Genomic DNA, 12800 nt, shown 5'->3' with positions numbered 1-12800 from the left:
GGGTGAGATTCGTCCTCGACGCGGAGCAGAGGTTGTTCGGCGAGACCCTGGACAAGCTGCTGACCGAGGCGGCCCCCTTCGGCGTGGCCCGCGACTGGGCCGCCGGGAGACACGAGCCCGGCCTGGCCCTGTGGCGTTCGCTGGCCGGCGCCGGGGTCCTCGCGCTCGCCGTGCCCGAGTCCGCGGGCGGCGCCGGCCCGCTCCCGGTGGAGCTGGTGACCGCGTTCCACGAGCTCGGCAGGCACGGCGTGCCCGGGCCGTACGCCGAGACCGTCGCCACCGCCGTGCTGCTCGGCCGGCTCCCCGGGGGCTCGCCCGCCTCCGCGTGGCTGCCCGCGATCGCGGACGGCACGGCGGTCGTCTCGCTCGCCCTCCCTCCCGCGGTGCCGTACGCGCTGGACGCGGACGTCGCCGGCCTGGTCCTGACGGTGGACGGGCAGGAGCTCCGTGCGGCCGTGCCCGGCGAGGCGCGGACCTCCCTCGACCCCGCCCGGCGGCTGTTCGCGGTCACGCCGGGCGAGGTGATCGCCGAGGAAGCGGCGGCCGCCGCCGCCGAGGGTTACGACATGGGGGCACTGGTGTGCGCCGCCCAGCTCGTCGGGCTGGGACGAAGGCTCCTGGAGGTGTCGGTGGACCACGTGCGGACGCGGCGGCAGTTCGGGCGGCCGATCGGCGAGTTCCAGGCGGTCCGGCATCACCTGGCGAACGCGCTCGTAGGGCTGGAGTACGCCCGCCCGCTGGTGCACGGCGCCGCCCTCTCGTACGGCACGCCGGACTTCGCCAGAGACGTGTCGGCGGCGAAGGTCTCGGCGGCCGAGGCCGCGTACGCGGCGGCCAGGATCGCCCTGCAGGTGCACGGTGCGATCGGCTACACCGACGAATACGACCCCAGCCTGCTCATCCGCAAGGCCCGCGCGCTGCACTCGGCCTGGGGCTCCCCCGCCGCCCACCGGGCACGGGTGATGTCCGCCCTCGCGTGAGCTCTCCGACCCTGCGGATGCGACATAGGCGACAAGACATCCTTAAATCAGTAAACATCTGATGTTAAGGTGATGATCACGCTTTTGCCCCGTAGTGGTCGCCGGATCGACGAGTGGTGACGGCGGAGAGAGTCCTCCGGCCGGACGGCTCGGACCTCTGGTGACGCGCTCCGCCCCCCAGGAGACACGATCGTGCGAACCCGGATCGTCCCCGCCCTCGTGCCCGCACTCATGCTCGCGCTTCTCACCACCGGCCCCGTCGCCCTGCCCGCCTCGGCGACGGCGACGACCTCCGCCCAGTCGACCGTCACGGCGGCGGAGGATCCCCTGCTGGACGCGCTCAAGGCCATTCCCGGCCTGACGGTGATCTCAGAGTCACAGCTGACGGGATACCGGTACTTCATCCTCAGCTACACGCAGCCGATCGACCATCGCAACCCGAAGAAGGGGACGTTCCAGCAGCGGCTGAGCCTGCTGCACCGCACCACCGACGCACCCGTCGTGTTGTACACCAGCGGGTACGGGATGTCGACGAGCCCGTCCCGGACGGAGCCGACCCGGCTCCTCGACGGCAACCAGGTCTCGGTCGAGCACCGCTTCTTCACCCCGTCCCGGCCCGACCCCGCGAACTGGCGCACCCTCGACATCTGGCAGGAGGCGAGCGACGAACATCGCATCGTCCAGGCGCTCAAGCCGGTCTACTCCGGGAAGTGGATCCAGACGGGTGCGAGCAAGGGCGGCATGACCTCGGTCTACCACCGCCGCTTCTACCCCGGCGACGTCGACGGCGTGGTGGCCTACGTCGCACCGAACGACAGGGTCAACCCCGCCGACCGCGCCTACGACGACTTCTTCGCCACCGTGGGCGACGCCGCGTGCCGCACGGCGCTGAAGAACGTGCAGATCCAGGCGCTCAAGCGGCGCGACAGGCTGGTGCCTCGCCTTAAGGCGTACGCGGCGGACAACGGATACACCTTCACCAAGACGCTCGGCACCGCCGACCGGTCGTTCGAGATGACCGTGCTCGACGCTCCGTGGGCGTTCTGGCAGTACTCGACGGCGGCGGACTGCCCGGCCGTCCCGGCGGCCACGGCGTCCGACGACGAGATCTACGAGTGGCTCGACCAGGTGGCGTCCTTCGCCTTCTACACCGATCAGGGCCTGGAGTACTACACGCCGTACTACTACCAGGCGGCCACCCAGCTCGGCTGGCCTGAGCTGAAGTTCGCGCACCTGCGCGGACTGCTCCGCTATCCCGGGCTCTACCAGGCCAACTCCTCCATCCCCGCCGAGTTGCGCTCGCGGCACGATCCCCGGCCGATGCTGGACGTGGACCACTGGGTGCGCGGGCAGTCGAGCCGGATGATGTTCATCTACGGCCAGAACGACCCGTGGAGCGCCGAGCGGTTCACGCCCACCAGGAAGGACTCCTATCTCTACGTCGCGCCCGGCGCCAACCACGGGGCGAACGTCTCCCGCCTCGAGGAGGCCGACCGCCTCGCGGCGACCACGACGTTACGGCGGTGGGCAGGGGTGCCCGACGTGACGGCGCTCCAGCGGAACGCGGTGTCGTCGGTCCCCGACGACGACATGCTCCCCGTCCGCCGCCCGTCCTGACGCGCGTCCTCTGGGGATCGGCCCGGGTCAGGATTCCTGGCCTGGGCCGGCCCCCGGAACGGTCAGCGGTCCGAGGCCGCGCAGGACGCCGGCGGCCCGGGTGACGATCCGGTCGATCAGCTCCTCGCAGGTGGGCAGGTCGTCGATGAGCGCGACCACCTGGCCGGACGCCATCACGCCCAGGTCGGGCCGGCCGTCCACCATGGCCGCCTTGAGCAGCATGGGCGTGTTGGCGGCCATGAGGACCTGCGACCAGGTCAGCTCCCTGCCCCGCCTCATCGCCAGCCCGTCGCGGATCATCGCGGCCCACGACATCCCGGAGATCCGCCTGAACCGGGCTGCGCTGCGCACGGCCCGGACCAGCCCGGACGCCCTGCCCGACCGTTCCAGCCCGTCGACGAGCGCGGTGCGCAGGACGCGGTGCGGCATGCCGTCGACCTGCCGCGTGACGACGGTCTCCGACGTGCCGAGGTAGGCCTGCTTGACCGCGTCGGGGACCGGGCTGTCGGCGGTCAGCAGGAAGCGGGTGCCCATGCCCACCCCGGCCGCGCCGTACGCCAGGGCCGCCGCCAGGCCGCGCCCGTCGAAGAAGCCCCCGGCGGCGATCACCGGGATGTCCACCGCGTCGACGATCTGGGGCAACAGCAGGGTGGTGGCGACCGCACCGGTGTGGCCGCCGCCTTCGCCGCCCTGGACCATGACGGCGTCGGCTCCCCAGGCGGCGACCTTCTCGGCGTGCCGTCGCGCGCCCACCGACGGGATCACCACGACCCCGGCGTCCTTCAGCTTCGCGATCAGCTCCCGGCTCGGGGCCAGGGCGAACGAGGCGACCTTCACCCGGTTCCTGATCAGCAGTTCGACACGGTCGCCCGCGTCCGCGGCGTCGGCGCGCAGGTTCACGCCGAACGGCGCGTCCGTCCGGGCACGGACCTCCTCGATCGCGGCGGCGAGCCGGTCGAGGGTCATCGTGGCCGAGCCGAGGATGCCGAGGCCTCCGGCCCTCGCCACGGCGGAGACCAGCCGCGGCCCGGCGACCCAGCCCATCCCGGTCTGCACGACCGGGTGGCGGACGCCGGTGAGGCGGGTCAGCGGAGTGTCCAGCACCTGGGCGATCACCGCCCGGCCTCCCCGCCGTACCACCGCGGCCGGCCGCACGCCGGCCGGTTCACGCCCTGACCTCCTGATCACGCAGGGCCTTCGGGTCGAGCACCTCGCGGATCAGCCGCGACTCCTCCTCGGTCGGCTGCCGCGTCTCCGGCACCTCGCCCTCGATCACCAACTCGAAGCCGGTCGCGGCGACGACCCGCTCGACCTCGACCCCGGGATGCACCGAGACCAGCCGCATCGAGCCGTCCGGTGTGCCGAAGTCGAAGACCCCGAGGTCGGTCACCACCCGGCGGAGACCGTGGAACCGGGAGGCGCGGGGCCCGAGCCCGGCCGCCCGGTCGAAGCCGACGCCGCTCACCATGTCGACCTCGGGGACGAAGACCCGCGTCGAGTGCCGCGGGATCCAGTAGCTCGTCGGGTTGCCGATCGTGTTGCCCGGCGCGCCGCGCACGCCGAGAAGCTGCGACTTCGGCCGCGCCCATTCGCCGATGGCCGAGATGTTGGTGTTGCCGTGCCGGTCGATCTGCGAGGCGCCCATCATCACGTGCCGCCGCCCGTTCTGCACGAGCCACAGGTGCTCGCGGAACGGCAGCCATCCCTCGACCGCGTCCGCGGGGGCGCCGAGCGCCACCGGCTCCGCGGTGAGCAGCGCGCCGCCGTCGGTGGTCAGCAGTCCCGGTTCGAACGTGTGCCGGGCGAGCCTGGCCCCCAGGACGGAGCAGGTGCCCATCGCCGCGGCCAGCACCTCGCCGTCCCCGCGCCACGCCTCGGCGCAGGCCACCACGCAGATCTCCGCGCGAGTCGCCGCGGACGCCGTGCTCATCGCGTCTCCCCTTCCACGCGGTCCCTCTCGTGCCATCGCCGTACGGCCTCCTGGTAGGCCGCCTCGTCACCGGACAGGAACCGGTCGGCGAACGCCGCCCAGGCCTCCGGGTCGGCCGCCGACGCCGCGTAGTGCCGCTGGAACGCCTCGTCGCGCTCCCCGCCGGCGCCGTGGCCGGTGAAGTGGCCCCCGTCCGGCGTCTCCACGACGCCCGTGACGTGCATGCGGCTGACCAGCAGCGTCTGCGGCGGGCCGCCGAGCTCTCCGGGCTCGACCATCCGCTCGCAGGAGAGGTAGCAGCGCGCGGCCGCCTTGGCGAACAGGTCGTCCATGTACGGGTCGGGGCCGAGGTAGCGGCCGTTGCCCCGGGTGTCGGCCAGGTCCAGGTGCACCAGCGCCGCGTCCATCGTCAGCGCGGGCACCGCGACCAGTTCCTCCCCGTCCTCGTACGGCGAGCGGACGGTGCGCAGGCCGGGGACGACGCGCATGACGTCGGAGCCGAGACCCGCCCTGGTCGGCAGGAACGGCAGCCGGTGCGCCCCGGCGAGCAGGCCGAACATGAACATGCCCTCGTCGTACTCGGTGAACTCGATCGCCCCGCTCTGGCGGGCGGCCCGGAAATGCGGTTCCAGGGCGATCGAGTCGAGCGTGACGAACGGCGCGACCACCCGGCGGACCTTGCCTGCCGCGCACAGCAGGCCCACGTCCGGCCCGCCGTACGACACGACGGTCAGGTCGGTCAGCGCTGACCGGCAGATCGCCCGGACCAGGGCCATCGGCTTGCGCCGCGAGCCCCACCCGCCGATCCCGATCGTCATGCCGCTGTCCAGCGAGCCGACGATCTCCTCGATCGACATCACGGCGCCCATCACTTCGCCCCGTCCGCGACGAAGGCGTCGCGATGCCGGTCGCCCGCGCCCGTGAGGCCGAGTTCGAACGTGAAGCCCTGCTCGAACCGGTAGCTGCGCTTGACGTCGACCGGGTCGATGCCGTTCAGCGACTCCTTGGCCCGCCGGATCACCTGCGGATCCTTGGCGGCGATCTGGGCCGCCACCTCGAGCGCCGCGTCGCGGAGCCGGTCGCGCGGCACGACCTCCAGCACCGAGCCGAACGCGTGCAACTCGGCGGCCGTGACGTTGCGGCAGGTGTACACCATGGCCCGCATCAGGTGCTGGGGAACCAGCCTGGCCAGGTGGGTGGCGGCCCCGAGTGCGCCCCGCTCGACCTCGGGCAGCCCGAAGTAGGCGTCGTCGGAGGCCACCACGATGTCCGCGTTGCCGGCCAGGCCGACGCCTCCGCCGAGGCAGAACCCGTGCACGGCGGCGATCACCGGCACCTCGCACTCGTAGACCGCCGCGAACGCCTCGAAGCAGCCCCGATTCGCGCCCACCAGCGCCTCGAAGCCGCTGCCCGCCTGCATCTCCTTGATGTCGACGCCCGCGTTGAACCCGCGGCCCTCGGCCCGCAGCACCACGACCCGGGTCCGCACGTCCCGCCCGGCCTCCCGTACGGCGGCGGCCAGGTCGAACCAGCCCCGCACGGTCAGCGCGTTCACCGGCGGCGCGTCCATCACGATCTCGACGACGCCCTCGCCGTGACTGCTGGCGGAGATTCCCATACAACCGCCTTTCGATCTAACATTTGTTAGAAAATACGCTAGCAGAGTCCCCAATGATCTCCGAGGCCGCCGTCCCGGCCGGCTTCGGTCCACGGAGGAGAGCACAGAATGATCTGCGAGGACCGCGTCGTGATCGTGACCGGCGCCGGGCGCGGGCTCGGCCGTGCGCACGCCCTGGAGTTCGCCCGGCAGGGCGCCAAGGTCGTGGTCAACGACCTCGGTGTGAGCCTCTCCGGTGAGGGCGGCGCGGACGGGCCCGCGCAGGCCGTGGCGGAGCAGACGGCCGAGGAGATCCGCGCGCTGGGCGGCGACGCGGTCGCCGACTGCTCCGACGTCGCCGCCGACGAGGGGGCGCGGCGGCTGGTCGCGACCGCGCTGGACCGTTTCGGCCGGCTCGACGTGCTCGTCAACAACGCCGGGTTCCTCCGCGACCGCATGCTGGTGAACCTCTCCGAGGAGGAGTGGGACGCGGTGATGCGCGTCCACCTCAAGGGCCATTTCCTCCCGCTGAAGCACGCCGGGCTGCACTGGCGGGCCGAGTCCAAGGCGGGCCGCCCGGTGGACGCCCGCGTGATCAACACCTCGTCGGGAGCCGGTCTGCTCGGCAGTGTCGGGCAGGGCAACTACTCGGCGGCCAAGGCGGGCATCGTGGGCCTCACGCTCGTCGCCGCGGCCGAACTCGGCCGCTACGGCGTGACCGTCAACGCCATCGCCCCCGCCGCACGCACCCGGATGACCGAACAGGCCTTCGCGGCCACGATGGCGGCTCCCGGGAACGGCGAGTTCGACGCGATGGACCCCGGGAACGTGTCCCCGCTCGTCGTCTGGCTCGGCTCGGCCGAGTCCGCTGACGTGACCGGGCGGGTCTTCGAGATCGAGGGCGGCCGGATCTGCGTGATGGAGGGCTTCCGCCGCGGCCCCGCCGTCGACGGGGGCACCCGGTGGGACGCGGCGCGCCTCGGTCCCGAGATCGCCGGGCTGCTCGCCGGGGCCGCCCGGCCGGAGCCCGTCTACGGCGCCTGAACAGAAGCCTCGAGCAGGGCCAGCGCGGCCTTGTCGACCTTCCCCGCCGCGTTGCGCGGGAGTTCCGCGACGAGCACGACCTCGCGCGGCACCTTGAAGCCGGCGAGCCTGCCCCGGCAGTACGCGACCAGTTCGCCGGGCACGAGGGCGACTCCTGGCCGGGCCACGACGTACGCCCGGCCGGCCTCGCCCATCCGGGCGTCGGGGACGCCGGCCACCGCGACCTCGGCGACCCCCTCGTGGGCGGCCAGCACCTGCTCGATCTCGGCCGGGTACACGTTGAACCCGCCGACGACGAACATGTCCTTCGACCGGCCGGTGATGACCAGGTTGCCGCGTTCGTCGAGCCGCCCGCGGTCCCCGGTCACCAGCCAGCCGTCCCTGATCGTCGCGGCGGTCGCCTCCTCGTCGTCGAGGTAGCCCACCATCACGTTGTGGCCGCGGACCAGGATCTCGCCGTCCCGCCCCGCCGGAACCGGGTCCCCCTTGTCGTCGGCCACCACCACCTCCACGCCCTCGATGGGACGGCCGGACGTGGTCGCCACGGTCGTGTCGTCGTCCGTCAGGGAACAGGAGGTGACCGTGCCGCACGACTCGGTCAGCCCGTACGCGGTGACCACCTCGGGGAAGAGCTCGGCCCGCATCCGCCTGACCAACGCGACCGGCACCACCGCGGCGCCGGTCACCGCGAGCCGCAGCGAGGACAGGTCGAACCGGTCCCGCTCCGGCGCGTCGAGCATCGTGATGTAGATGGTCGGCGCCCCCGGCAGCACGGTGATCCGCTCGGCCTCGACCAGCCGCATCGTCTCGCCCGCCGCGAACACCGGCTGGAGGACCATCGTTGCGGCTCGGAGCAGGCAGGCGAAGACCCCCGCCTTGTAGCCGAAGGTGTGGAAGAGCGGGTTGACGATCAGGTAGCGGTCGCCGTGCCGGAGGCCGGTCCTGTCGCTCCAGGCAAGGTAGGTGCGGACGTTCTGACGGTGGGTGCACATGGCGCCCTTGGACCTGCCGGTGGTGCCGGAGGTGAACAGGATGTCCGCCACGTCGTCGGGGCGAACCGCCTCGGCCCGGGCGTCGGCCTCCTCGTCCGTGACCGCCTCCGCGCCCGACAGGAAGTGCTCCCAGCTCGTCGCTCCCGGCCGTTCCCCGGCGTCGTACGTCACCACGGTGGTGAGGCCGGGCAGTCCGGGGGTTCCCCCGTCCCCTTCCACCCCGAGCATGCCGAGGTAGGCGTTGCCGAGGAAGCCGTCCTCCACGAAGAGCGCCCGCACGCGGCTCCGGCCGAACAGCCACCGCGCCTCCTCGCCCTTGTACCGGGTGTTGGCCGGGACCACGACGGCGCCGGCGCTCAGCGCGCCCAGCGCGGTCACGATCCACCGGATGGTGTTCGGCGCCCAGATCCCGACGCGGTCCCCCGGCTCGACTCCGAGCGCGATGAACGCCTTGGCCGCCTCGCGGACCCGGCTCCGCAGCTGCGCGTAGGTCAGCCGGGACGCGCCGTCCACGACGGCCTCGGCGTCGGGGAACCGCTCGGCGGCGCGCCGCAGGACGCCGGGAATCGTCAGTGCCACGTCGTCGCTCATGGGTCCCCATGGTGTCCGCGCCGGACCGGACGGGTGGGCCGTCGTCCCGCTGGCCGGTACCTCTCCCCCGCCCCGGGACGCCCGGCCGTACCCTCCGAGAGATCCTTCTCCGCGACCCCCATCCCTGGAGGCCCCCTTTGGACGTGACGATGGACTTCGGCAGCCAGGCGGTCCTGGTCACCGGCGGCACCAAGGGCATCGGATTCGTGATCGCGGAAAGTTTCCTCGCGGCGGGCGCGGACGTGGTGGTGGGCGGCCGCGCGGAGCCGGAGGTCCTGCCCTCCGCCGGCGGCAGGACGGCCCGTTTCGTCTCGGCCGACATCCGGGACGCCGGCGCCGCCGCCGGCCTGGTGGAGCAGGCGGTCGGCCACCTCGGCCGGCTCGACGTGCTCGTCAACAACGCCGGGGGCTCGCCCTCAGCGGACGCGACGACCGTCTCGCCGCGCTTCGTGGAGAAGATCGTGGATCTCAACCTGCTCGCCCCGTTCTACGTGGCGCAGCCCGCCAACAAGGTCATGCAGGCGCAGGAGACCGGCGGCTCGATCATCAACATCGGCAGCGTCGCCGCCATCGATCCCCAGCCGGGCATGGCGGCCTATTCCGCGGCCAAGGCCGGCCTGCTCGTGCTCACCAGGGCGCTGGCGCTCGAGTGGTCGCCGAAGGTGCGGGTCAACCACATCACCACCGGCCTCATCCGGACCGAGTCCGCCGCCTGGGCGTACGGCGAGGACGGCGGCGCGGCCGTCGCGGAGCTGATCCCGATGGGCCGGATGGCGGTGCCCGGCGACGTGGCCAACACCTGCCTCTATCTGGCGAGCGACCTCGCCTCCTACGTAACCGGTGCGGACATCCCCGTGCACGGCGGAGGCGAGGTCCCGGCCCGCTACGTGCTGACGCGGAACTGAGCCCGCCCGCCGGTCAGCACGGACGTGCCGTTCACCGCCGCGTCGAAGAGCATGCCCTCCCCCGGGCCTCCCGGCTCCCATCCCCGCACGTCCAGCCGGTCGCCGGGGAAGACCGGGGAGGCGAACCTGCCCTCCAGCTCGACCAGGTCCGCCGGGTGCGCCCCCACCGCCGCGGCCAGCGGCAGCGTCACGGCGGCCAGCGTGCACAGGCCGTGCATGAACGGCCTCGGCATCCCGGCCGCCTTCGCCGCCTCCGGGTCGATGTGCATGTGATGCCGGTCGCCGAGCAGGCGGTACAGCGCGGGCTGATCCGGTCTGGTGGCGAGCCGCAACTCGTGGCGGGGCGGGGTGTCTCGACGTCCGGGCGCGGACGGCCCCCGCTCTCCGCCGAATCCGCCGCGTCCCGGCGCGAACAGCGACCAGGTGGCGACGAAGAACTCGCTCTCCACCTCGACCTCGAAGATCGCGGCGCTGCCCTTGTCCCAGACGCGCGCGACGTGCGACGCCATCGTCAGCTCCCCCGCGGGGGGCAGCGGCCGCAGCACCCTCAGCCGCTGGGACGCGTGCATGGTGGTCCTGGTGTCGAACGCGCCCAGTGAGCCGAGGGTGTCCGGAGCCCACTGCGCCTTCGTCAGCGCGAACGTGGGCAGCACACGCAGCCGCTTCTCGAAGACGAGGTCCAGGTCGGCGGGCGCGGCGCCGACTGCCAGCGCGTAGAGGATCACGTCGCGCTCGTCGTAGGCGGCCGTGCGCTTCCCGAGGTCGCGGCCGATCCACTCGCCCGCGCTCGGGCCGTCCGTGCTCACGGGGCCGCCGTCCCGGAGGCGAGCACGGCGCCCAGCCTGGCCAGGTCGGCGCTGGGCCCGCCCAGAGTGCCGGAGATCTGCCGCGCCCACAGGAAGTGCCGGTGCACCGGGTAGTCGACGTCCACGCCGATTCCGCCGTGGAGGTGCTGCACCCGGTGCGCCACGGTCAGCCCCGCGTCGCCCGCCCACCACTTCGCGACCAGAACCGCCGCGGCCGCGGCGTCCTGCTCGCCGGCCTCCGCGTCAAGGGCGGTGACGGCCTGCCACAGGCACACCCGCATGGCGTCGATGTCGATGTAGCAGTCGGCGAGCTGGTGCTGCACCGCCTGGAAGGTCGCCAGCGGCCTGCCGAACTGCCTGCGCCCGCTGAGGTAGGTCACGGCGTGGTGCAGCGCGCCCTGGACGACGCCGAGCTGGACCGCCGCCAGCGCGACGGCGGCGCGATGGACGGTCCGCAGGAGGGCTCCGTCACCCGGCACGCCGACGGCCGTGGCGGGCGCGGCGGTCAAAGTGAGGTTGCCGCCGCGGTCGTGGCCGGTGGTCTCCACGGGATCCCAGCCGACTCCCTCCGCCTCGGCGGCGACCAGGAACAGGCCAGGCCCGGTGTCGGCCGTCGCGGAGACCAGCAGGTGGGCCGCGCCGAAGGGCGAGGGGACCGCGGCCTTCACCCCGCTCAGCCGCCAGGCGTCGCCGTCCCGCCCGGCCACGGTGCGCGGCTCGGCCGGATCGTGCGAGCCGAACTCCTCCAGCGCCACGGTGAGCCGGATCGAGCCGTCGGCCGCACCGGGGAGCAGGCTCTCGCGCTGCTCCGCCGTGCCGTCCGCGGTGATCGCGAGTGCGGCGACCGCGGCCGGCCACAGCGGGACGGGCGCGACGAAACGGCCCTGCTCCTCCAGCAGGACGCACAGGGCCCCGAGACCCAGCCCGGCGCCGCCCGCCTCCTCCGGCAGCGCGATGCCCAGCAGGCCCGTACGGCCCAGCTCCGCCCACAACTCCTCGTCGAGCCCCGACGGCGTGCTCTCGATGTAGCGGACGCGGTCGGTGCCCGCACGGCCGGTGAAGATCTTGTTCGCGAGTTCGCGGACCGCTTCGAGTTCGTCGTCCAAGGTGAAGTCCATCAGCGGTGACCCTCCTGCCCGGCCGGCCGGAGGACCGGTCGTGACTCGCTCATGCGCCGCGCCCCATCCTGGGGAGGCCGAGACCCTGGGTGGCGACCATGTCCCTCAGGACCTCGTTCACGCCGCCGCCGAAGGTGTTCACGATGCCCTGCCGCGACAGCTGCTCGATCTGACCGGCGAGCACCGCCCCCGGCGACCCGGGCCGGATCCGTCCGCCGGCGCCGATGATCCCCGACAACGTCCGCTGCACGTCGATGTGCGTCTCCGTGCCGTAGACCTTCGCCGCGCCCGCGTCCGCGCCGGACAGGGTGCCGCGCGCGACCGCGCCGGTCATCTTCCAGTTCATCAGCCGCATCGCCTCGAGCCGCGCGTACGTGCGGGCCAGATCGCGCTGGACCCACGGCAGGTCGATCGTCCCGTTGTCCCTCGCCCAGTCCCGGACGTTCTCCCACATCTGGATCATCCGGCCGCCGACGGCCGCCAGGCCGATCCGCTCGTGGTTGAGCTGGTGGGTGATCAGCCGCCAGCCGCCGTCGACCTCTCCGACGACGTCGCCCGCGGGCACGCGGATGCCGGAGTAATACGTGGTCGTGACGACCATGCCGCCCACGCACTGGATGGGGCTCCAGGAGAACCCGGGGGCGGCGGTGGGGACGATCAGGATGGAGATGCCCTTGTGCTTGGGCGCGTCCGGGTCGGTACGGCAGGCGAGCCACACGTAGTCGGCGGTGTTCGCGCCGCTGGTGAAGATCTTGCTGCCGTCGACGACCCACTCGTCGCCGTCCCTGACCGCGCGGGTCGTCAGGGAGGCGAGGTCGGTGCCCGCCCCCGGCTCGGTGTAGCCGATCGCGAAGACGATGTCACCGGACAGGATCCCGGGCAGGTACCTCTTCTTCTGCTCGTCCGACCCGTGGCTCATCAGGGTCGGGCCGACGGTGTTCACGGTGACGAACGGGAAGGGCAGCCCGGCCCGCTGAACCTCGTCGAAGAACACGTACTGCTCCTCGACGGACCGGCCCTGCCCGCCGTACTCGACGGGCCACCCGATGCCGAGCCAGCCGTCGGCGCCGAGCCGTCGGACCACCTCGCGGAAACGGTCGCCGCCCACGCCCTCCTCGCCCGTCCGGCGTCGCTCGCTCTCGGGTAGGAGACCCGCGAAGTACTCCCGCAACTCCGTGCGCAGCCGTCGTTGCGCGGTGGTCTCGCGCAGATCCATGTTC

At 72.9% G+C, this 12800-nt stretch carries 12 protein-coding genes; 4 read left to right on the top strand and 8 right to left on the bottom strand.

The genetic code is table 11. The features are described 5' to 3' along the window. Positions 1-2 precede the first annotated feature (2 nt). Together Pmi06nite_RS13020 and Pmi06nite_RS13015 are read left to right on the top strand one after the other, a co-directional pair. Complete coding sequence (locus Pmi06nite_RS13020) at positions 3-980, top strand: acyl-CoA dehydrogenase family protein (RefSeq protein ID WP_203953186.1); 978 nt, start codon at positions 3-5, stop codon at positions 978-980. Between the two features lie 192 nt (positions 981-1172). Continuing rightward, a complete protein-coding gene (locus tag Pmi06nite_RS13015; protein ID WP_239113862.1) occupies positions 1173-2597 on the top strand; it encodes a S28 family serine protease in 1425 nt (474 codons plus the stop codon). A gap of 27 nt (positions 2598-2624) precedes the next feature. Here the strand turns inward: Pmi06nite_RS13015 and Pmi06nite_RS13010 are convergent, their stop codons facing one another. From Pmi06nite_RS13010 to Pmi06nite_RS12995, 4 genes are read right to left on the bottom strand one after another with little or no spacing between them, the layout of a single operon-like run. After that, positions 2625-3710, bottom strand: coding sequence for an NAD(P)H-dependent flavin oxidoreductase (locus tag Pmi06nite_RS13010; protein ID WP_239113868.1), 1086 nt, complete (start codon positions 3708-3710; stop codon positions 2625-2627). Positions 3711-3762: 52 nt separating this feature from the next. Continuing rightward, positions 3763-4527: a CoA-transferase subunit beta gene (locus Pmi06nite_RS13005; RefSeq protein ID WP_203953185.1), complete on the bottom strand. Its 765-nt coding sequence runs from the start codon at positions 4525-4527 to the stop codon at positions 3763-3765. After that, a complete protein-coding gene (locus Pmi06nite_RS13000; protein WP_203953184.1) occupies positions 4524-5396 on the bottom strand; it encodes a CoA transferase subunit A in 873 nt (290 codons plus the stop codon). The genes Pmi06nite_RS13005 and Pmi06nite_RS13000 overlap by 4 nt, the downstream gene beginning before the upstream one ends. Continuing rightward, the gene (locus Pmi06nite_RS12995; RefSeq protein WP_203953183.1) at positions 5396-6145 is read right to left on the bottom strand and encodes an enoyl-CoA hydratase family protein; all 750 of its coding nucleotides are present in this window, start codon (positions 6143-6145) and stop codon (positions 5396-5398) included. The genes Pmi06nite_RS13000 and Pmi06nite_RS12995 overlap by 1 nt, the downstream gene beginning before the upstream one ends. Before the next feature lie 108 nt (positions 6146-6253). On the opposite strand from Pmi06nite_RS12995, the gene Pmi06nite_RS12990 reads away from it, so the two are divergent. Beyond that, entirely contained in the window at positions 6254-7168 is a 915-nt protein-coding gene (locus Pmi06nite_RS12990) for an SDR family oxidoreductase (RefSeq protein ID WP_203953182.1), read from the top strand. On the opposite strand, the gene Pmi06nite_RS12985 is transcribed toward Pmi06nite_RS12990, so the two are convergent. Beyond that, positions 7156-8751, bottom strand: coding sequence for a FadD3 family acyl-CoA ligase (locus tag Pmi06nite_RS12985; RefSeq protein ID WP_203953181.1), 1596 nt, complete (start codon positions 8749-8751; stop codon positions 7156-7158). The genes Pmi06nite_RS12990 and Pmi06nite_RS12985 overlap by 13 nt on opposite strands. Before the next feature lie 143 nt (positions 8752-8894). On the opposite strand from Pmi06nite_RS12985, the gene Pmi06nite_RS12980 reads away from it, so the two are divergent. Continuing rightward, positions 8895-9656 (top strand): SDR family oxidoreductase, encoded by a 762-nt coding sequence (locus Pmi06nite_RS12980; protein ID WP_308442498.1) that lies wholly within the window; start codon positions 8895-8897, stop codon positions 9654-9656. Here Pmi06nite_RS12980 and Pmi06nite_RS12975 read toward each other — a convergent pair. The 3 genes from Pmi06nite_RS12975 to Pmi06nite_RS12965 are packed head-to-tail and all read right to left on the bottom strand — an operon-like array spanning position 9635 to position 12796. Next, a complete protein-coding gene (locus tag Pmi06nite_RS12975) occupies positions 9635-10462 on the bottom strand; it encodes a MaoC/PaaZ C-terminal domain-containing protein (RefSeq protein ID WP_203953180.1) in 828 nt (275 codons plus the stop codon). The two genes, Pmi06nite_RS12980 and Pmi06nite_RS12975, sit on opposite strands and share 22 nt — an antisense overlap. After that, entirely contained in the window at positions 10459-11580 is a 1122-nt protein-coding gene (locus Pmi06nite_RS12970) for an acyl-CoA dehydrogenase family protein (RefSeq protein WP_203953179.1), read from the bottom strand. The genes Pmi06nite_RS12975 and Pmi06nite_RS12970 overlap by 4 nt, the downstream gene beginning before the upstream one ends. A gap of 49 nt (positions 11581-11629) precedes the next feature. Next, entirely contained in the window at positions 11630-12796 is a 1167-nt protein-coding gene (locus tag Pmi06nite_RS12965; RefSeq protein WP_203953178.1) for an acyl-CoA dehydrogenase family protein, read from the bottom strand. Positions 12797-12800: the final 4 nt, after the last annotated feature.

The sequence above is a fragment of the Planotetraspora mira genome (assembly GCF_016863275.1).
Taxonomy (GTDB): Bacteria; Actinomycetota; Actinomycetes; order Streptosporangiales; family Streptosporangiaceae; genus Planotetraspora; species Planotetraspora mira.
The sequence above is the reverse complement of the archived record's forward strand: the minus strand, read 5'-3'. Positions and strand labels throughout refer to the sequence as shown.

Bases quoted from the DNA above. Each gene is read 5' to 3' on its own strand.
- Pmi06nite_RS13005 (WP_203953185.1), bottom strand. From the start codon at position 4,527: ATGAGCACGGCGTCCGCGGCGACTCGCGCGGAGATCTGCGTGGTGGCC.
- Pmi06nite_RS13000 (WP_203953184.1), bottom strand. From the start codon at position 5,396: ATGGGCGCCGTGATGTCGATCGAGGAGATCGTCGGCTCGCTGGACAGC.
- Pmi06nite_RS12995 (WP_203953183.1), bottom strand. From the start codon at position 6,145: ATGGGAATCTCCGCCAGCAGTCACGGCGAGGGCGTCGTCGAGATCGTG.
- Pmi06nite_RS12990 (WP_203953182.1), top strand. From the start codon at position 6,254: ATGATCTGCGAGGACCGCGTCGTGATCGTGACCGGCGCCGGGCGCGGG.
- Pmi06nite_RS12985 (WP_203953181.1), bottom strand. From the start codon at position 8,751: ATGAGCGACGACGTGGCACTGACGATTCCCGGCGTCCTGCGGCGCGCC.
- Pmi06nite_RS12970 (WP_203953179.1), bottom strand. From the start codon at position 11,580: ATGGACTTCACCTTGGACGACGAACTCGAAGCGGTCCGCGAACTCGCG.
- Pmi06nite_RS12965 (WP_203953178.1), bottom strand. From the start codon at position 12,796: ATGGATCTGCGCGAGACCACCGCGCAACGACGGCTGCGCACGGAGTTG.